Origin of the sequence: Belliella aquatica, from assembly GCF_014637795.1 — a bacterium.
Classification (GTDB): Bacteria; Bacteroidota; Bacteroidia; order Cytophagales; family Cyclobacteriaceae; genus Belliella; species Belliella aquatica.
The window spans coordinates 575,818-597,148 of sequence record NZ_BMFD01000001.1 but is presented as its reverse complement, the minus strand read 5'-3'; the positions used below and the strand labels follow the sequence as shown (position 1 = coordinate 597,148).

Sequence of the window (21,331 nt, the reverse complement as noted above, 5' to 3'; positions counted from 1 at the left end):
AAATTTACATTAAATTTAATTTTAAGCCTAAAATCATGAATGATCAATAATTATAACGATTGCGAAAATTCGATTATTGAAAACTTGATAACGGAAATCAAGTTTCCTTTTGATTATATTAGAATGTACAGGCGGAATTTTATAAATCACATAATTATATTGATAAATTTTACGGATTCATAAAAGAGATGTCTCTAAAGAGGTTTTTCTTCATTCTAAGAAGAAAATGTTTTGCTATTTGTTAATTTTCATAAATAACATACTGCTCCCATTTTTCTAAAACAGCTCTAAAATCCTCAGGAAGTGGGGCCTCAAAATACATTCTTTCCTTGGTAATCGGGTGAACAAAACCTAAGGATTTGGCATGAAGTGCTTGTCTAGGGATGATTTTGAAACAGTTGTCTATAAAAGATTTATACTTCGAAAACTGTGTCCCTTTTCTGATCTTATCTCCTCCATACATTGCATCATTGAAAAGCGGATGACCAATATGCTTCATGTGTGCACGGATTTGGTGCGTCCTCCCAGTCTCAAGGTTACATTGGATCAAAGACACATAGCGCAATCTTTTCATTACGCTGTAGTGGGTAATTGCATGTTTGCCTTCACTTCCATCAGGGAAAGCGGCCATCACTTTTCGGTCTTTCGCACTGCGTCCGACGTGTGCATTGATTGTCCCTTCGTCTTCCTGAGGTTCTCCCCACACCAAGGCAATATAAGTTCGGTCTATGGTATGATGAAAAAATTGATTTGCAAGATCAGTCATCGCTGTTTCTGATTTTGCAATTACCAGCAAGCCTGACGTGTCTTTATCTATCCTATGAACTAGACCAGGACGGCCACTATTCCCAGGCAACTCGGGCAATTGATTAAAATAATGTACTAGGCCATTGACCAAAGTGCCCGTCCAGTTACCATGGGCAGGATGTACGACCATACCTGCAGGCTTATTGATGATCAACAAGTACTCATCTTCAAAAATAATATCTAAAGGAATTTCTTCAGGTAGTACCTCAGAATGCATCACCGGCTTCTCAAGAAACACCTTGATTTCATCCAAAGGTTTGATTTTGTAATTAGACTTCACGGTCTTTCCGTTGACCAGTACATGGCCATTATCTATTGCTACTTGAACCTTGTTTCTTGTTGAATTCGCAATTCGATCTGTCAAAAACTTATCAATCCTGAGCAAGGACTGTTTTTTGTCTATATTAAAACTGTAATGCTCAAAAAGCTCAACTTCCTCTTCATCGAAGTTTTCTAATTCAAATTCCTCTGCCATAGCGCAAAAGTAAGGCTTGTTTAACAAAGTTTCGGATATTTACTCATATAAAAACCTTTTCTATGCTTATACCACAATCGATCAGCACTCAGAAAATCAATTATCCACTTTGGGAAAATAGAAATATAGAAGTCTGGATCAAGCGTTTGGATCAGATTCATCCACTTGCTTCAGGCAATAAATTTTTCAAACTTAAGTACAATCTTGAAGAAGCAATTTCTGAAAATCACGACACCATTTTAACCTTCGGTGGTGCCTATTCCAATCATATTTATGCAACTGCTGCCGCTGCAAAATCTTTGGGGCTTCATAGCATTGGAATCATTCGGGGAGAAGAAACACTACCTCTCAACCCAACGCTCGCATCGGCTAAAGAAAATGGGATGGTGATTCATTATGTAGCAAGAGAAGCCTATCGAAAAAAAACTGAGCCAGAATTTTTATTTTCTCTCAAAGAAAAATTTGGAAACTTCTATCATATCCCTGAAGGCGGAACCAATGCTGAGGCGATCCAAGGAACAAGTGAGATTTTGGAAGAAAAAGACGCTGAATTCACACACATTACTTGCTCTATAGGAACCGGAGGCACTTTTACCGGACTTGCCAATTCAATAGAAGAACATCAGACGCTCCTTGGGTTCTCGTCATTGAAAGGAGATTTTATTCATACAGAAATCAAGGATCTATTGAAAAGTCAGCAAGTGAACCCTAAGGGAAAATACCAGATTTTAGATCAATTTCACTTTGGTGGCTATGGAAAAGTCACTGCTGATTTGATTGATTTCATCAAATGGTTTTATAAAGAATTTGAAATTGCTTTGGAGCCGATTTATACTGGGAAAATGATTTATGGCTTATTCGAGCTGATCAAAAATGAAACAATCGAAAATGACTCTAAAATTCTAATTATTCATACAGGCGGGCTTCAGGGTTTAGCTGGGTTCAATCATCGCTTTGGAACTTCCCTGCCGCTTTGATCAAGATTTTAAAATGTAATAATCCTCGATTTCTTGTGGGACAATTTGAATGACATTTGCTAGAGTAAGTCTTACTAATGTCTTTGAAGCTAAAAACTTTGGTAATTTGGCTAAAACCGCAAATTCCTTGACAGTGATTTTTTCTTTTTCTGCCAAGGCTTGCATCAGTACGGTTTCTTTTTGACCGTAAGTAAAAACCATATCTTTAGGATTTCTACCCCTACGCAAAATCTCCCAAACTTCCTTACTTGCTTGGACAGTCTTGTCTTTTACACGGATAAATGCCTTCCTTTTTTCCCCTTCTTTGATGTAATGTGGCCTCGAAAGTGATTTAGGAATCTGAAAGACTGCCACACCTTTTTTGGGATTCATTTTGAAAAATTTCACCTCGTATTCCAAAACTGGGAGAATTAATTCCTTGATCGCTTTCTCCATCACAAAAATCTCCTCTTCGATAAATCGCTGACCACTTACCGTTCCATCATCGTCCACCCCAAGCAACAAAACCCCTCCTTCTGTATTTGCCAAAGCAATAATTTCACGCACAATCTTCTCAGGATGGGCTGCTTTTTTCTTGAATTCTATCTTCAAGCCCTCCCCTTGTTGTGCATATCTCTGAATTTCTTGCAATGTCATATTGAATTTGTTTTTAGAAAGGATTTGGGATAAAGAGAAAATAGGTAGGGTGGATTAAAGTCCATGGGTTGATACCCATGGCAAATGAATATTTAAACCAATTTAGAAAATCTCATCCGCCTAGGCGGACAAGTCATCTCATATCTAGTTTCTCCTCTTGGTTCTAGCTTCTTAGCTCTTGCTTCTCACTTCTTCACTCCCCTTTCTAGATCAGCAAGTCTATTTTTCATTCCTTGCCATTCGTCTCTTAGACGAGCAGCTTCCATGAAGTTCAATTCTTTTGCCGCTTTTTCCATTTGCTTTTGCGTGGATGCAATCAGTTTCTCCAACTTTTCTTTGCTGAGATATTGTACCAGCGGGTCTGCTGCCACCATAGCTTCGAGTTCGAGATTCTCTTGATAAAGCTTCGCATTCTTTTTGCTATCAGCGACCTTGGTTTGACCCATAATTCGGTCTCTCGATTTGAGAATTGTAGTTGGAGTGATACCATGTTTTTCATTGTATTCCATCTGAACTCCTCGTCTTCGCTTAGTTTCGTCGATAGCCAGTTTCATAGAATCAGTAACTTTATCAGCATACATGATTACTCTGCCATTTTCGTTTCTAGCAGCACGACCAATCGTCTGAACCAAACTCCTTTCATTTCTCAAAAACCCTTCTTTGTCCGCATCCAAGATTGCAACCAACGAAACTTCAGGTAAATCAAGCCCTTCTCTCAGCAAATTCACTCCTACCAAAACATCAAATACGCCGAGCCTAAGCTCTCTCAAAATCTCTACCCTATCCAAAGGCTTCACTTCTGAGTGAATATATCTGCTTTTGACACCTGTTCTCTCCAAATATTTCTGGAGTTCTTCGGCCATCCTTTTCGTTAAAGTAGTTACCAAAACTCTTGCATCAGTCTTGATCGTCTGATCAATTTCTTCCAGTAAATCATCAATCTGATTGGCACTCGGCCTCACCTCAATCAATGGATCGAGCAAGCCTGTTGGTCGAATGATTTGTTCGACGACAATTCCTTCTGTTTTTGCCAATTCATAATCAGCCGGTGTAGCACTGACATAGATGACTTGATTCGTCAAACTTTCAAACTCATCAAACTTCAAAGGTCTATTGTCCAAAGCCGATGGTAATCTAAATCCATAATCTACCAAGTTCACTTTTCTAGACCTGTCTCCACCCCACATCGCTCTAACTTGTGGCAGGGTCACGTGACTTTCATCTATCACCAATAAAAAATCATCAGGAAAATAATCTAGCAAACAGAACGGCCTTGTTCCTGGCATTCTGCGATCAAAGTAGCGAGAGTAATTTTCCACTCCAGAACAATATCCAAGCTCTCTGATCATTTCCAAATCAAACTCAGTCCGTTCTTTTAGCCGCTTGGCCTCTATCAATTTCATATCTTTTTCAAAAAATGAAACTTGAGCCATCATATCGTCCTGAATTTCGTGGATAGCGGTGTCAATGACATCTCTGCCCGTTACGAAAAGGTTAGCAGGGAAAATAGAAATAATTTTTTCATCAGAAATCTTCTTCCCAGTAGCTGGGTCTACTCTCTGAATAGCTTCAATCTCATCACCCCAAAAGAAAATTCTGTAAGCAAAATCTGCATAAGCAACAAATATATCAACCGTATCTCCTTTCACCCGAAATGTACCGTGGGTAAGGTCATTGTTTGTTCGGCTATAGAGAATGTCCACCAATTTAAAAAGCAATTGATTCCTTGGAATTCTATCTCCCTCTTGAAGTCGGATCACATTTTTGGCAAACTCTTCCGGATTTCCAATACCATAAATACAAGAAACAGATGCCACCACGATCACATCTCGTCTCCCTGATAATAAAGCCGAAGTAGCGCTTAATCGCAATTTTTCAATTTCTTCATTGATCGAAAGATCCTTTTCGATGTAAGTTCCACTTGTAGGGATGAAAGCTTCCGGCTGATAATAGTCGTAGTAAGAAATGAAGTATTCTACGGAATTCTCGGGGAAAAATTGCTTGAACTCTCCGTACAATTGCGCTGCAAGTGTCTTGTTGTGACTCAAAACCAAAGTCGGTTTTTGGACTTGCTGAATCACATTGGCTATGGTGAAAGTTTTTCCAGAACCCGTCACTCCTAAAAGAACCTGAGCCGGATCTCCCTCATTCACTCCATGAACCAATTGCTCAATGGCAACAGGCTGATCTCCGGTAGGTTTGTACTCTGATTGTAAGTTAAAATCCATGTTGTCTTTGCGCTATCCATGCTTAACAAAGAAAGACCCTCAAATAGTTTGAAAAAATCTATTTTTCCATATTCAATTTGTGCTTTTTGAATTTTTCAAAATTGTAATAAAGGAAGTTTGTTCGAAGAATAATCACCAATAAAATAGGAATCAAACTAGGGTGAAAAGACTGCCAACCAAGTATCCAAAAGATAACCGCCGCATCAGCCATAATCAAAGCAAACATCAGATATTTCCTCACCCAAACGGATGCTTCTTTTTTCAACAAACCATAAACCAATCCCAAATGCAAAGGAAAAGCCCAAAGTAAATTCCAGTTCCATTTGGTTTGAGAATGGAAGGTTAGGAACCAAAGCACCACGACCAACAGGCCTACAAGACCCAAAACTGTAAATAAAGCCACATCAAATCCTACATACAACCTTTTCCTTTTATAGCCAAAATAAGTGATTACCATAAAGACAATCGCAATCAGCCACATGATCAAATAAGGATTGAACAAACTTCCACCCGTATTTCGCTCAGGAAACTCTAGGATAGTTCTTTGTGACAACACCAAAGGTCGGGAAGGTCCGTCGCCTTCTATAATCGCTCTTTGGAAAGCTGCTTCCATATAATCTGGAAGAAATTGCTTATGCCTTTCACTCGCTTGGGCATCGATCACTGACCCCAAAGCCAGATCTATCCCCAAATCATACCAAGGCAGCGGATAAACATATTCATCAATCAATTCCCTAAAAGACTTTTCCTCAGCATTAGGTTGATCATTCCACTGAAGTTGATTACCTAGCACCGTTTCGAAAAGGTCTCGAACTCTCGTAGCACAATTGTCATAAAAGAAATCGTAGCGATAAAGCTTGTTCTCTGGAAGGGCATTGATCTGCAGAAACTTGATGATTTCTTGCGTTTGATCCGGATTAAGGTCGAGCACTTGCTCCCTTACATTTCTTTGAAAATATTGGTATTCATAAATAAAACGATCAAACGTCGTCACACTAAGCATATAATCTAATGTTCGCTGAGTGAATTTGACCACGAAATAAGGAGCATTAAAGTCAAAAGTCCCATAGTTGAAGACTAAATCCTGCCCAGTTTCCTGATTGATAATTCTGATCGCACTGTGCCCAAACACAGAGTAAATCTCATCTCCAGGATCACATGTCAAGAGGCTAACCTGATAAGTCTCTGCTTGTGCAAAAAAGCTAAACGTATAAATAAACGTATAAGTGAGGAAAAGCTTTTTGAAAGTACTATTCATAAAACTAAATTTATATCCTTGGTCAATTTTTTATACCTATGACTTTTTGGATTTATATATATCAATGTGAAGCAGTTCGTAATTGGCTACGAATTTACAGGATTATCTTGTTTTTTTTGGTTTATCTTTTTTTTGTCCTTTCATCTTTCTCTCAGATCATCTTAGAAAATGGAGATTACCGAACCATTGCAACAGGAGATTTTGACAACCCAGCGATTTGGGAAGTATGGAATGGTACCACTTGGCAGGCTGCTACTGTAAAACCAAACGATGCAAACAATATATTCCTTCAGCAGGGTCACGAAGTCAGACTTCTAGCAAATGAAGAAGCAAAAAATGTTTATTTATATAGTGCTGCAACTCCTGGAAGAAAATTGAATTTGCAAACCTTTGAGCTTAGAGTTAGTGGTGCACTTAGAGGGCTGAGATTAGAATCGGGTGAATTTGAAATTAACACCGTAACAAACGCAACGACGGACTGGATTTATCCTGAGACTGGAAGTATTGTGTTTGTAGGAAATTCTAGAATTGTTGTAGACCGAGCTTCTTGGAGTGCTAATAATAGTAACAGCAGATATCGGATTATTTTTAGGCCGAATGCAGGGCAAACCCTGACGGTAAATTCTGCTTTCAAAGCAAATGCTTTTATAATTGAATCTGGAACAGTAAGGCAAACTTTAAATACAACTGGTGTTCCAGCATGCTCCACCTTTTCTTACAACATACAAGCAGCCTTCAATGGAACTGGTCCTTATGGCGATTTTATCATAGAACCTGGAGCCACATTGATTTCTGAATGTATAGGACCTCCGCAGGAACAAATCATCAGAAGAACGAATACCATTCCCGGCGCAATATTCCATCTTAAGCTTGGAGCAAATTTTATTTTGCTTGGAAATAGTCCTCAAATGGATGTGGCAGAGTTTCGGTTCGAAGGAAATGTCTATTACCGATCAAATGCAGGAAGCCAAAATCTGATTCAAACAACCTTTGCCAATTCAGGAAATCCAAAACATTACCATAATCTCCTTTTCGAAAATGCAGCGTTGAAAGTATTGCCTGACTCTATTTTCTTAACCGGAGATATTGGAAGATTGACAGGTCCTGAGCCGAGTGATGGTCCTACTTTCTTGAGTTTTCAAGGGACCGGAGAGCAACAAATTGTCAATTGGGATATCGATGTTTCTCAGATTGAAGTTGATAAACCATCAGGAAGAATCATGGCTTTCAATGATATAGCCAGTAAAGGAAACTTCTTTATGAACTCTGGTCAGATCGATTTCAATGGTTTTGATCTTGATGTAAATACAGCTGGAATTGGAGAATACATTTATACAGGTGGAACATGGAGAAACATTCAGAATTTCAACTACCAAAATATTCCAACTACACTAAATGGAAGCAATTCCAATTTTCCATTTGAAGACGCCTATCAAGGTGGAGTAAGGCGCATGCGCCTTACTGGAAATTCTCCAGGAGGGAATTTGAACATAAGATACATTGAAATCCCTGGATCAAATGATAACCCCGATTATAATGATACAGACGGAACACCAATTTTGTATCAATTGAATTCATATTTCGAGTTAAGTGGGTTGTCTTCCGGAACAGATCCAATTAGGATGGAATTAGCAGCAGAAAATTTAATTGTAGATGCAGTTGATGACCTCAGGATAGTCAGAAATGGTCTTGCTGCTCCTGGCACACATGTCCCTGGTGTGGATGCAGACACTTTATGGGCAAGAAGAGATTTGCTATTTGACGAGCTCAATAATCAAACTTTTACCATCGGAAGTTACAGATACCTTTCCATCCTTCCAGTAACTTATTTAGAACAAAAAGCAATATGGAGCCAAGGAAAAATCAAAGTAACCTGGACCACGGCCGAAGAAAAAGACAATCAATTTTTTGAAATTGAAAAAGCTATCGAGACGTTAGATAATTTCCAAGTAATCGCAAAAATTGCTAGCAACACAAAAAATGAATCAATAAATACTTACAGTTATGAATTTGAATCTAAGGAACCAATCAAAAACACTTATTTCAGAATTAAGCAAACAGATGTGGACGGAACAAAAACTTTTAGCAAGGTTTTTCGATTAGAAGGAGCTTGGAAAGAGTTAGAATCACCAAAACTTTATCCAAATCCAATTGGATCGGAACCACTGCATTTGATTCTGCCTTCACATTACAACCAAGAAGAGACAATGATACAAATCGTTGACATGAATGGAGTCATCCGTTTTTCTGATTCACTACCAGTCTTCAAAGATTCTTTTGACAGCTCAACACTAAATCGTGGAATCTATATTTTTATAATTCATGATAGAGCACATCGCCACACTATCAAGCTTATAAGGAAGTGATTTAAGACTTAATCAAAGATATTACTTTAGGCTTCAGCGTTTTTTTATATCTTTTCGTTTCATTACATTAACGATTCATCTTAAATAATTCGGATTCATGCAAAACCCAGAAGCAAACTTTGAAGCCTTAGGCCTAATTTTACCGCCTCCACCCAAACCAATTGGAGTCTACAGACCTTTTTTAATTGACGGTAAACACCTTTATCTATCCGGACATGGCTCCTTCAATGAAGATGGAAGCTTGATTATTGGAAAGGTTGGTGATGATATGGATATTTTAACTGGCAAAATGGCTGCTAAACAAGTTGGCCTCGCCATGTTAGCCACTATCAAAGCCAATCTTGGTTCCCTCAACAGAGTTAAAAGAGTGATCAAAGTTCTTGGTATGGTCAATTGTACCCCGGATTTTGAAAAACACCCCTATATCATCAATGGCTGCAGCGAGCTTTTTGCTGCTGTGTGGGGGCCTGATAATGGTATTGGTGTAAGAAGTGCCGTCGGTTTCAATTCCCTTCCTGACAACATCCCTGTGGAGATAGAGGCAATGTTTGAATTAATATAGGGGATTAGTTAATTGAGTAAAAGGTTAATTGGGCAAAAAAGTTATTCCATAAAAATAGACCTGTCAGATTTTTAAAACCTGACAGGTCTTTCAACTTCAAAATTTTTTAATCTTTCAATCCTGTGCGCCTGGGGCGTAACGGATAATTTCTTCCAATCTTTAATCAAACATCTCCTCTATCAAATCAGTGTAAAAATCTTTGGCTTCCATTCCGATGGCTCTGACTTGCTGAGAAATTAAGCTGGTTTCTGTTTGTCCAGGAACTGTATTGATCTCAATGAAATAGAATTTTCCCGTTTCATTTTCCAGAAAATAATCTACCCTTACAGCACCTTTACAATTCAATTTCAAGTAAATTTTTTCACAAATCCTTTTTACTCTTACCACTTCCTCCTCACTCATCCTTCCTGGAGTGATTTCTTCTGCTACTCCAGGAGAATACTTCGCCTCAAAATCAAAAAATTCCTTGCTACTCACTATTTCTGTGGCCGGCAATACGGTTGTTTTTCCTTTAGCATGGAAAATTCCAATAGAAAATTCTCTTCCTGATACAAATTCCTCAACCAAAACTTGGTCATCCTCCGCAAAAGCTTTGACCAATGCTTCTTCCAATTCGCAAGGCTCTTTGACTTTAGTCATTCCAATGCTACTCCCTCCATTATTAGGTTTCACGAATAAAGGAAGTCTTAAATCACGAAGAATCTCTTTCCTTTTTTCTTCCGTGTTTTTAAATAGATGAAAAGATCGGGCAACAAACAATTCGGGAATATCATGAACGATCGCTTTTGTGTAGCCTTTATTCATGGTAATTGCTGAGGTCATTGCATCGCATGTAGTGTATGGAATCTTTAGCATATCAAAATAGCCAGCCAACTTCCCATCTTCACCAGGAGAACCATGAAGGATATTAAAAACACCATCAAAAGTGATTTTTTGATTATCTAAAAATATCGAAAAGTCATTCAAATCAACTTTGATTTTTTCTCCTGATTTGGTTTCATGATACCAACTTCCAGGGTAGATTAAAATTTTGAAAACATCATATCTTTCCACGTCCAAGTGTTTTTCTACTACAGCCGCACTTTTAAGTGAAATGACAGATTCCCCTGTAAAACCTCCGGTAACTAAGGCAATTCTTTTCTTCATAGATGTAAAATTAGTGCGGATTGTTTGAAATTTTAAGGAAGATAGAAAAAGACTCAAAGAAAATAAAAAAGGCCAGCTCAAAATAAATTTGAACTGGCCTAATTAATATTTTTTCAGGCATTTACCCGAATTATCAAAACCTTAATCAGGATTTTGAACTATAAATTCATTCGCATTCAATTCCGAAATAGGAATCTTGAACTGCCAATTATTTGTACCTGCTGGCTCTTCAAATTTACCATTGATTACCGTCGACACGTGATTTGCACCTGTTCTGTCCAATGGCAAGTTCAAACGCTTCAAGTCATAGAATCTAAATCCTTCTCCCCAAAGTTCAACTCTTCTTTGAATCATGATTTCATCGATAAGTGCTTGACCAATATTTGTTGATTTGGTGTATTCACTATCTCTAGCCGAAGCAAATTCGAACAACACATCTTGTGCAGCACCGACTTGACCATCTCTTGCTAAAGCTTCTGCTTCAATCAGATACATCTCTGCAGCTCTCATGTATGGAACGTCTCCAACAGAAGAAGCATTTGCTTGAGCTACAAACTTTCTATTCATATAATTTCTTTTAGAGAAATTTGAAAGAGTAACCTCATCAATAAAAGGGTCTCTTAAAGTAGCATTGGCCGCATTTGGATCCCATAGCCTCTTTCTAGAATCAGTATCTGAAATCTGATCATAAAGTAAACTGTTAATTGCTTTCGGATTACTTCTAATGTTAGTAGAACTGAAGTTTACTGACAAATAGGCGAAGAAAGAAGCAAAGAAAGTCTGCTGATCATCTTGCTGTCTACTTCCCCAAATCCACTCAGGATTATCAAGATTATTGAATCCCTCTAATATCTGCGTCTGAGACATCAATGGATAGCCTTCTCTTGCCAATCTCGCCTGCTGTGCTGCAAGTGGATAGATACCTTGAGTCATTGCTACCCGAGCTTTAATACCCCTTGCTACATTGATATTAATATGTGACTTAGCTGTTCTGTTAGTTTCTAACAAAGCAATAGCGGCATCAATATCCGTATTTACTTGAGCATATACTTCTGCAACAGTATTTCTTGGGCCTCCCTCTGTGATTGGTTCTAATACAATAGGAACACCTAATTGTGTGTTAGCACCACCTACTTCAAAGCGCTGACCAAACAACTGAACCAAATTCCAATGAGCCCAAGCTCTATAAGCTAAAGCCTGTCCTTTGATCTCGTCCTTATCTGACTGAGGACCTTCAGCATTGTCAATATTTGCGATAATCATATTTGCATTACCGATGATCGCATAGTAGAATCTCCATACAAAACGAACATCTCCACCATTCTCATTGACGTGATTCAACCACCTTGAATAGGATACAAACCAACCATTACCTTGAGTGGTCATTACCAAATCATCACCCAATACGTCTCTTGCTATCATAACGCCACCTTCTCCAGGTTGACCTTGGCTATCCCAACGAATAAACATAATTCTGTGGATACCATTCAAGGCTGTTCTTGCATTCTGTGTAGTCGTGAATACTAAGCCCTCTGATACCGCATCAGTTGGTAGAGTATCCAAATAATCTTCAGCGCATCCAAAACTTAGGAATGCAACCAAAATGAATATTTTATTTATAATTTTTTTCATGATCTTTATCTATTAAAGGTTCAAGTTTACACCTAAAGTAAAGGTCCTAGCTGGCGTATAAACATTGCCAGTCGTCCCCGCAAATGAACCAGAAACATACATACCTTTTCTAGCTGACCACCATCCAAGGTTTTCTCCAGCTAAATATACTGTAGCTGATTTCATTTTTAATTTATTCAGCAATGGCTTAGGCACATTGTAGGATAAATTCACCGAACGCAAGTTGAGATAAGATGAAGACACTAACCACCTGTCCGATGCCACATCTGTTTGTGCAGAACCAGTTACATCCATCTTAGGAACATCTGTAATGTCTCCAGGCTGCTGCCATCTGTTCAATAAGTCAACATGTGAAGCTCTTCCATTAGGATCAGCACTCATCAAACTTGCATAAGCACCATCATAGATTTTACCTCCAAGAGAATAACTCAAAAGTACATTTAGAGAGAATGCTTTGTATCTGAAAGTATTTCCTATACCACCAAATAACTTTGGTATAGCGTTTCCATTGAAGTGGAATCTAGCATTTTGGAATCTGGTAGTCAAGGTATCAGTGCCTATGATTTTTATGTTTTCATCATCAGCATCATAAACATCTGCTCTGTAAAGACCTTCACCTGTTTCTGGATCCACACCATACCAATCTCTCAACCAGAAGTCATAAATACCTCTACCTACTACAAGTTTCTTTGTGCCTGTGATTTGCTCTTCGAAAGGAAGTTCTTTGAACTCATTTCTGTAAGAAGAAGCATTGAAGTTTGCATTCCAAGAGAAATCACCTCTTCTCATCACTTCACCTTGGATGTTGAATTCAAATCCTTGGTTAGCCATTGTACCAATATTTTGGAATACACTTGATAAACCAGTTGTCAAAGACAAAGGAACTGAGAACAACAAGTTTTGAGATTCTCTATTGAAGAATTCCAATGTACCTGAGAATCTTCTACCAAAAGCAAAATCAACTCCAATGTCATAAGTGGCATTAGTTTCCCACTCTAATTGTCTTGCTGAAAGAGAAGCTTGTCTAATGCCTGGTTCAGTAGCGTTATTGAAACCTAAGTCATAAAGTGCTTGCCACGGATAGAATCCTCCTACGTTGTTGTTACCAACTTCACCATAAGAAGCTCTCAATTTCAACATTTGGAAGAAATTAGAACTGAAAAATGCTTCTTTATCTATATTCCAAGCACCACCTACAGAGAAGAAAGTACCCCATCTTGATTCAGGAGCGAATCTAGAAGAACCATCTGCTCTTAATGAAGCTGAGAATGAATATTTATCATCATATACATAATTCACTCTAGAGAAATAAGACTCGATACGATCTCTATCTACTCTACCGTTTGCGCTACTGATAGTTACAAAATTATCCAATTCAGTATTACCCGCAAGAATTTGATCTTGCTTAGAAATAGTCTGCACTGCAAAGGTGTAATCATAATTCTCATGACCTGCCAATACTTCAACAAAATGCTTGTTATTGAATGTATTTGTGTAAGTCAAAAGTTGATTGATTGTGTAAGAGTTCGTTCTGCTGTTGTTTCTTCTTGATCTACCAGCAGGTGCACCATCACCAACGATCGTGTTGTCATATCCAATACTCAAAAGGGAAGTAAAGTCATTTGACGCGTTTACTCTAAAAGTGAAATTTTTCAAGAAAGAAGCCTCAACAAAGAATCTTGTTGATACAGCATCTCTATCGAATAAGTCATCATTCAAAAGCGTCTCTTGAACGACATGTCTTCCTGGGAATGACCCAGCACCTCTAGTTGGTAAACCAAATTGAGACAAATCACCTGTATCAAATATTCTATTCCCGTCTGGATCAAGTATAAATCCTCCTGTTTGCATATTTTGTGCATATACCGGGTAAATAGGTCCTACCGATCTTGCTGTGAAGAAAGGATTTACAAAAGAAGAACCTCCATCAGCACGAGCATTGTTACCATCACTCATCGTTGCTGACAAATTGATGCCAGTTTTCAACCAATCTGTGGCTTGTGTATTGATATTGATTCGACCTGTGAAACGTTCAAAATCTGATTTTTGGATATAACCATCTTCTTTCAAATAATTGATAGAAGTATAAAAATCAGTTCTATCAGAAGCTCCTGAATAGGTCATGTTATACTCACTTCTAATGCCTGTACGCTCAATTTCATCCCACCAGTTAAGGCCTTGGAAATTATTTACTGCATTTGGATTCAACTGACCATCAACTCCTACAACTTGATTATTTGGGATATTGTAAATGTTATAACCTAAAACGTCAATAAGTTGATTTGAAGCTGTTTGTGCAGCTGGACCTGGTTCGATACCCTGACCAAGTTGAGAGTTTCTCAAAGCTTCCCACTGAAGAGGATAATACTGATCTGCATTTACTCTGTCATACTCAGGCAAAGCTCTTGAAGATGTACCTTGCTGACCTTTGAAACTGAAATTTGATTTTCCTTTAGTTCCTTTTTTGGTTGTAATCATAATTACACCATTGGCAGCTCTTGATCCATAAAGTGCAGCAGAAGAGGCATCTTTCAATACTGTCATATCCGCAATATCTTCTGGGTTCAAATTTGATAGGTTTCCGTCAAAAGGAACACCATCGACTACGTAAAGTGGCGAAGATGAAGCGTTAACTGAACCAACACCTCTAATTCTCACCGCGGGAGTAGAACCTGGTTGACCGTTTGCTGAAGTTGTAATTACCCCTGCAACTTGGCCTTCAATCGCGTTAACTACGTTGTTGATTGGTCTGTTAGCTATTTGATCAGATTTCAAGGCTACAGCAGATCCTGTAAAGTTTCCCTTATCGGCTGTACCGTAAGCTGTAATGATTACTTCCTCCAAATTTTGAGTATCTGGATTTAAAGTAACATTTAAAACTGATCTGTTACCTACTACCTCTTGATATGTAGTATAACCAATAAAACTAAAAACAAGGGTTGCATTATCACCTTGTACCGCGATGGAAAACTCTCCATCTAAATCTGTAATTACACCAGTTGTTGTGCCTTTGAGTACAACGTTTACACCTGGCAATCCTGCTGGCTCCTCCTCTGAAATTACCTTACCTGTCACAATTCGCGTTTGCGACCATGCCATTGAGATAGTGAAGAGCACTAAGACGAAACTTAGTAGACCTTTTCTCATAAATTTTGTGGGATTAATTTAATTTAATTAGAAATTGACCACTCGATCAATTCTATACTAGACCTTAAATATAAGAGAGCTAATTCAAAAATTTCACAATTATTAACTTCAATAGGTGGAAATTTGCTCGTTTTTTATTTTAATGGTGTAAAAAGCTTAAATTTTGGTTTAAACTAAATCAGGTTTATAAGCACTAAATAATTAGACTATTCAGGTACAATCAGAAAATGTTTTTTACATAACCTTAATAGTTCTGCAAGACTTTATTTATATATCTCTAAACTCAATTTGATCAGAGGTTAGCAATTAAGTCTGGCTTTTCTCTAATTTAGCACTTAGAAAATAAACTCATAAAAATAATATGTATCTATTGAATAGAATTTTGAGTACTGCTTTAGTCATGCTCTTCAGTATCGGCGCATTCGCTCAGGACAAAAAAAAGATTAGCCTAGAGGATGTTTTTAAATCCAATACTTTCTCAGCAAAATCAGTATACGGGATCAATTGGATGAATGATGGGCAATATTACAGTTCCCTCGTTCGTGGAGCCAATGGCTCATCCGTGGTGAAAATCAATGTAGCCACAGGCAAGGTTGAACAAACACTAATCGATGGTGCTAAAATTGGAGTGAACTTCTCATCCTACAGTTTTAATTCTGACGAAACAAAAGCACTGATCGCCTCTTCTACTGAAAGAATATACAGAAGATCTAGTAAAAGTATCTATCACCTTGTCGACCTCGCGACTGGAGAAGCACAACTCTTGATCGATGGAGCGAAAATTATGTATGCAAGTCTTTCTCCAGACAACGACAAAGTGGCTTATGTGAAAGACAACAACCTGTTTTTCGTAGAGTTAGCAAGTAACAAAATAACTCAAGTGACGCAAGATGGAAAATGGAATCACATCATAAATGGTTCTGCTGATTGGGTTTATGAAGAAGAGTTCTCAATGGCAAAGGCCTTTGATTGGTCACCTGACGGAAAAAAATTAGCATTTATCCGATTCGATGAAAATGATGTCCCAGAATTCAACATGCAAACTTGGGGGGAACTTTATCCTCAGGATTACAAATTCAAATATCCTAAGGCTGGAGAGAAAAATGCAGAAGTAAGTATCCATGTTTATGATTTAGCTTCACAAAAAACGATAAATGTTAATTCAGGAGAAGAAAAAGACATTTATTTGCCAAGGATTTATTGGACAAGTAATTCTAATACACTAGCCTATTTGAGATTGAACAGGCTACAAAACCAGCTTGACTTACTTTATGCAAATACTGCTACTGGAGATAGTAAATTAGTCTTACAGGAGAAATCTGACACCTACGTGGATTTGAATTATAACGATAACCTTTATTTCTTAAAGGACAACAAAGGGTTCATTAGAACTTCTGAGCAAGATGGTTTCAAACATATCTATCACCATGAAGAAAGTGGGAAGTTGATCCGTCAGGTGACTTCTGGGAAGTGGGAAGTAAGCAGCATGGTAGGTGTAGATGAAAAAGGAAAGAAAATCTATTTCATTTCCACTGAAGCTTCACCATTGGAAAGAAACCTGTATGTCATTAACATGGATGGAAAAGGTAAAAAAATTCTTACCCCTGAAAAAGGTACTCATTCAGTCAACATGAGCAAGGATTTCAAATATTATATCGGTTATCACAGCGATGCAAACTCTCCATCAAAAGTCACTTTAAACCACGCTTCAGGAAAGCAACTGCAAGTATTAGAAGATAATCAGGAGTTGAAGGATAAATTGAAAAACTTTGCCATCTCAGAGAAGGAATTTTTCGATTTCAAAACTGTAGAAGGCACCTCTTTGAATGCATACATGATTAAGCCTGCTGATTTTGACCCTACAAAAAAATATCCTGTATTGATGTACGTATATGGAGGGCCTGGCTCTCAAAACGTAACCAATTCTTGGGGAGGAACGCGTGATTTCTGGCATCATCACCTTGCTGCTGAAGGCTACATTGTAGTTTGTGTAGACAACAGAGGCACAGGAGCAAGAGGTAGAGATTTCAAACATAGCACTTACGCCAATTTGGGTAAAATCGAAGTAGAGGATCAAATTGCGGGAGCAAAACACCTGGGAACATTGCCTTATGTTGACAAGGGAAGAATTGGAATTTGGGGCTGGTCTTATGGGGGCTACATGTCTTCGCTTGCCTTGATGATCGGAAATGATGTTTTCAAATCTGCTATTGCAGTAGCTCCTGTGACTACTTGGAGATACTATGACACCATCTACACAGAACGATATTTACAAACACCACAACTCAATGCTGCGGGTTACGACGACAATAGCCCTATAACGCATGTGAATAAACTGAAGGGCAACTTACTGTTGATCCACGGAACAGGTGATGACAATGTGCATTTCCAAAATGCGGTTGATTTGGTGGATGCATTGATTAAAGCAGACAAACAGTTTGACTCCTTTTATTATCCCAACAGAAATCATGGTATTTCAGGAGGCAACACAAGTTGGCACTTGTACAACATGATGACTGATTTTATCAAGAATAAATTATAAAAATGAAAATGATTATCCGCTATAATACCAGTATTTGAATATTTCACTTATAATCATGCGGAAAATCGCCCACAGAAGCTACAAATAAATATTATACATTACTTTAAGTCGCTTCCAGTGGAAAATAGATATTTCTAAATGATGGTATGGCTTTGATTGACATATTCATTCAAAGCCATACCTTTTTTATTCAATAAGTCAAATTGCATTTAAAGGATTTAATACCTATCTTTTTTATTCAAACCCAAAACACCCCACTATGAGAGAAAGATTAAATACTTCTATTCAGTCCTTAAGTTTAATTCTTGTTGCAGCTGGCTTAGCTTGGGTCGTTTGGTCTGGTGATACGACCATGAAGCAGATGCTTACTTATTTGATAATTGCAGTAGCATTTATTGAAATTCTGAGCTTGTATTTGGTTAATAAAATCTATCCTGAAAGTCATACTTCATTTAAGATGGGGTCAATCGCATCCCTATTTATTCTTTTGGGGATAAAATCTATGGCTCCCGGTTTTTTTATACCTTTGACAATTGCGGTTTTTGCAGTCAATTTCCTCTACAATTTTTATACAAACAACAAGAGAAGAGCCGGTACATTCAAAAGACGTGCTGGTAAAAAGATGAAGATGCGTTAAGTAAATTATGATAGTGTTGTGATCGGCACATTATTTGATTTTGGGGTATAGAAGAATTTTATACTCATGAAAAAATTAATACTTATAATCTTATTATCCCTCCCTTTCAATCTTTTTGCTCAAGCCAAGCTTGATAAAATGTTGCAAGACAGACAAGCTTTACATCAACAATGGCAAAATGCGGAGAGCAAAAAATCTGGCATTTTTGGCAATAGGACAAAAAAAGACATGATCGAAACCAACAATTGGATGGAAAGAATCATACAAAAAGACAATCAGATTATGGAGGAATTGCGGATGCTCAGTGATATTGAAAAGACTGAAATTACCTACGAAAAGAATGATTACAAATTCATCTCACAAAAGCAGGAAAGAGAAATCGCAACTTTGAAAAGAGCTTTACTAGAAAAAGATTCCGAAATCGTAGAAAAGAAATCTGATAAAAGGTCTTACGAATGGACAACACTTATTTTCTTCCTCTCCACACTAACCTTTGGTTATCTGTATTGGAAAAAAGTCAAAGGAAAATTCATCAACTAGTCTTGCCAAGAACAATAAATATTTAATCACAACGAAAACAAAGGTTTCAAAAAGAACTGTAATGCCCTCTTTGAAACCTTTGTTTTTAATTTGTATATTTTTTGATTAGCTGTTTTGGGTACAGATTTATTATCGGTAGCTGCTCAAAATAATGCAGTATTGATTTTCTCTCCAGCTACTGTGGACGGACGGCTGTGGACCGTTAGCAGTTGACACTTGTGCGCCTAGTTGACAATTTTATCCGCAAGATTATTTATGATAAAATTGTATACTGATGTCATTGCGGAAAATATTTGCTCTATTTCAACCTTGCTATAGGCGTTTTTCCTCCTTTTGTTTTTTGATCCATATTGACCAATACTTCTGCATCTAGTGGCAAGAAAACATCAACTCTTGAGCCAAACTTGATAAATCCGAATTCGCCACATTGCTGAAGCGGGGTGCTTTCTGATACATACCACTTGATTCTTCTTGCTAAAGCTCCAGCAATCTGTCTTACAAGAACTTTCGTTCCATCTGTTCCTTTGATCACCATGGTGGTTCTTTCATTTTCGAAGCTGGATTTTGGATGCCAAGCTACAAGATATTTTCCTGGATGATATTTGAAATATTCCACAACTCCCGCCATAGGAGAGCGATTGACATGGACATTAAAGGGAGACATAAAAATGGAAATTTGCTTTCTTTTTTCCTTCAAATATTCATCCTCTACAGTTTCTTCAATCACAACAACCTTACCGTCAGCTGGTGCATAAATCATCCCATCATCCTGCCTGATTGGCACAAATGGATTTCTGAAAAACTGTAAAACAATCAAGTAAAATACTACACTTATAAGTAAAACCAAGTTTAATAGTAGCTCTTGACTAGGGAAATAATAATATAGAGCATAATTGCCCGCGGAAAGTATCAAGAGCAACCAAAATAACAGGGATCTTCCCTCACGATGTATCGACATAATTATATATTTTTCTAATGTAAAAAGGTGTGAAAGTTTGACTTCCACACCTCAAATATAACAAACTTTCTTTTGAAGCTCTTAGAAGCCCCCTCTGTAGGTATAAGTTTTTGCTACTTTATCAATTGCGACGATATATGCGGCTATTCTCATAGGAACATCATATTTGATAGAGGCTTCATATACATGGTCAAATGCATCCTTCATGATCCTATCAGATCTTCGATTGACTCTTTCTGCAGTCCACTTGTAACCTAATCTATTCTGTACCCATTCGAAATAGGAAACTGTTACACCTCCTGCGTTTGCAAGTATATCTGGAACAGCCATAATTCCTTTTTCATTGATGATTGCATCTGCTTTGGCCGAAGTAGGTCCATTTGCACCTTCTACAATTAGCTTAGCTTTGATTCTATCCACATTGTGAATCGTAATCACATCTTCTACCGCTGCTGGCACCAAAACGTCGACTTCAAGTTCTAAAAGCTCCATAGCATCTGCCATTTTTTCTGCTCCTTTGAAACCTTCTAAAGTACCATTATTTCCATCTCTATAAGCAATCGCTTCTTGAATATTGATCCCGTTTTCATTGTGGTACGCTCCTGAAATATCAGAGATTGCCACAATCTTCAAGCCTCTTTCTTCCAAAAGAATAGAAGCCCATGAACCAACATTTCCAAATCCTTGTACTGCACAAGTCGCTTGGAATGGATTGATTTTTAATTTCTGCATTGCTGCCAAAGCAGAAACCATTACGCCTCTACCTGTCGCCTCTGTTCTTCCAAGAGATCCACCCAATACAAGCGGCTTCCCAGTAACAACCGCATTTACAGTCATTCCATGCGCTTTAGAATATTCATCCATCAGCCATGCCATTTCTCTAGGTCCTGTACCCATGTCCGGAGCAGGAATATCTTTATCTGGACCGAATACATCAATCATTGCGAGCGTGTAAGCTCTCATCAATCTTTCGATCTCACCTTTTGACATTTCTCTAGGATTGCACTTTACTCCACCTTTACCACCACCATAAGGGATGTCAACTACCGCACATTTCCATGTCATCCATGCTGCGAGGGCTTTCACCTCATCTAAGTGTACATCTGGTGCAAATCTAATTCCTCCTTTGGCAGGGCCAAGAATATTGGAATGGATCACACGAATTCCTTCGAAAACCTGGATTTTTCCATTATCCATGGTAATTGGAAGTGAGACGATAACTTGTTTTGCGGGGTTTTTCAGGACGTTGTAAACTTCTTCTGAGAGTCCTAGTTTTTCAGCTGCAAGGTTAAACCTTTCCATCATTGACTCCAAAGGATTTTCTGCATCCTTAATTGGGGCCGGTTCAATGTAAGCCATATTTGGGTTTCTTTAGTTGAGCTTTGAATTATAATACAATATTAACGAGTATTTTCAATAT

Annotated in this window: 15 protein-coding genes; 6 read left to right on the top strand and 9 right to left on the bottom strand. The window is 37.9% G+C overall.

Annotation, left to right across the window (positions count from 1 at the left end; genetic code table 11):
• Positions 1-241: 241 nt before the first annotated feature.
• Entirely contained in the window at positions 242-1,282 is a 1,041-nt protein-coding gene (locus tag IEV57_RS02520) for an RluA family pseudouridine synthase (protein ID WP_188439303.1), read from the bottom strand.
• A gap of 62 nt (positions 1,283-1,344) precedes the next feature.
• Here IEV57_RS02520 and IEV57_RS02515 point away from each other — a divergent pair, with 62 nt between their 5' ends.
• On the top strand, positions 1,345-2,259 hold the full coding sequence (locus IEV57_RS02515) for a 1-aminocyclopropane-1-carboxylate deaminase/D-cysteine desulfhydrase (RefSeq protein WP_188439301.1): 915 nt from the start codon (positions 1,345-1,347) through the stop codon (positions 2,257-2,259).
• Here the strand turns inward: IEV57_RS02515 and IEV57_RS02510 are convergent, their stop codons facing one another.
• The 3 genes from IEV57_RS02510 to IEV57_RS02500 all read right to left on the bottom strand — a co-directional run bounded on the left by IEV57_RS02510 (position 2,260) and on the right by IEV57_RS02500 (position 6,381).
• Positions 2,260-2,895: an AlbA family DNA-binding domain-containing protein gene (locus tag IEV57_RS02510; protein WP_188439299.1), complete on the bottom strand. Its 636-nt coding sequence runs from the start codon at positions 2,893-2,895 to the stop codon at positions 2,260-2,262. It abuts the gene before it with no gap.
• 185 nt (positions 2,896-3,080) lie between these two features.
• Entirely contained in the window at positions 3,081-5,123 is a 2,043-nt protein-coding gene (gene uvrB / locus IEV57_RS02505) for an excinuclease ABC subunit UvrB (protein ID WP_188439297.1), read from the bottom strand.
• Between the two features lie 58 nt (positions 5,124-5,181).
• Positions 5,182-6,381, bottom strand: coding sequence for an Lnb N-terminal periplasmic domain-containing protein (locus tag IEV57_RS02500; protein ID WP_188439294.1), 1,200 nt, complete (start codon positions 6,379-6,381; stop codon positions 5,182-5,184).
• Positions 6,382-6,419: 38 nt separating this feature from the next.
• Here IEV57_RS02500 and IEV57_RS02495 point away from each other — a divergent pair, with 38 nt between their 5' ends.
• Together IEV57_RS02495 and IEV57_RS02490 are read left to right on the top strand one after the other, a co-directional pair.
• On the top strand, positions 6,420-8,747 hold the full coding sequence (locus IEV57_RS02495; protein WP_188439292.1) for a T9SS type A sorting domain-containing protein: 2,328 nt from the start codon (positions 6,420-6,422) through the stop codon (positions 8,745-8,747).
• 97 nt (positions 8,748-8,844) lie between these two features.
• The gene (locus IEV57_RS02490; RefSeq protein WP_188439290.1) at positions 8,845-9,309 is read left to right on the top strand and encodes a RidA family protein; all 465 of its coding nucleotides are present in this window, start codon (positions 8,845-8,847) and stop codon (positions 9,307-9,309) included.
• 159 nt (positions 9,310-9,468) lie between these two features.
• Here the strand turns inward: IEV57_RS02490 and IEV57_RS02485 are convergent, their stop codons facing one another.
• The 3 genes from IEV57_RS02485 to IEV57_RS02475 form a co-directional block, all read right to left on the bottom strand.
• Positions 9,469-10,455, bottom strand: a complete 987-nt coding sequence (locus IEV57_RS02485) for a D-alanine--D-alanine ligase (protein WP_188439288.1) — start codon at positions 10,453-10,455, stop codon at positions 9,469-9,471.
• A gap of 141 nt (positions 10,456-10,596) precedes the next feature.
• A complete protein-coding gene (locus tag IEV57_RS02480; protein ID WP_188439286.1) occupies positions 10,597-12,087 on the bottom strand; it encodes a RagB/SusD family nutrient uptake outer membrane protein in 1,491 nt (496 codons plus the stop codon).
• A gap of 12 nt (positions 12,088-12,099) precedes the next feature.
• Complete coding sequence (locus IEV57_RS02475) at positions 12,100-15,234, bottom strand: SusC/RagA family TonB-linked outer membrane protein (protein WP_188439284.1); 3,135 nt, start codon at positions 15,232-15,234, stop codon at positions 12,100-12,102.
• A 361-nt stretch (positions 15,235-15,595) separates the two neighbouring features.
• Here IEV57_RS02475 and IEV57_RS02470 point away from each other — a divergent pair, with 361 nt between their 5' ends.
• The 3 genes from IEV57_RS02470 to IEV57_RS02460 all read left to right on the top strand — a co-directional run bounded on the left by IEV57_RS02470 (position 15,596) and on the right by IEV57_RS02460 (position 18,953).
• Positions 15,596-17,776, top strand: a complete 2,181-nt coding sequence (locus IEV57_RS02470) for a S9 family peptidase (protein WP_188439282.1) — start codon at positions 15,596-15,598, stop codon at positions 17,774-17,776.
• Positions 17,777-18,035: 259 nt separating this feature from the next.
• Positions 18,036-18,413: a hypothetical protein gene (locus IEV57_RS02465; RefSeq protein ID WP_188439280.1), complete on the top strand. Its 378-nt coding sequence runs from the start codon at positions 18,036-18,038 to the stop codon at positions 18,411-18,413.
• A gap of 66 nt (positions 18,414-18,479) precedes the next feature.
• Entirely contained in the window at positions 18,480-18,953 is a 474-nt protein-coding gene (locus IEV57_RS02460; protein WP_188439278.1) for a Clp protease ClpB, read from the top strand.
• 298 nt (positions 18,954-19,251) lie between these two features.
• On the opposite strand, the gene IEV57_RS02455 is transcribed toward IEV57_RS02460, so the two are convergent.
• Both IEV57_RS02455 and IEV57_RS02450 read right to left on the bottom strand, forming a co-directional pair.
• Complete coding sequence (locus tag IEV57_RS02455) at positions 19,252-19,911, bottom strand: phosphatidylserine decarboxylase family protein (protein WP_188439276.1); 660 nt, start codon at positions 19,909-19,911, stop codon at positions 19,252-19,254.
• An 81-nt stretch (positions 19,912-19,992) separates the two neighbouring features.
• Positions 19,993-21,270: a Glu/Leu/Phe/Val family dehydrogenase gene (locus tag IEV57_RS02450; protein WP_188439274.1), complete on the bottom strand. Its 1,278-nt coding sequence runs from the start codon at positions 21,268-21,270 to the stop codon at positions 19,993-19,995.
• Between the last annotated feature and the right edge of the window lie 61 nt (positions 21,271-21,331).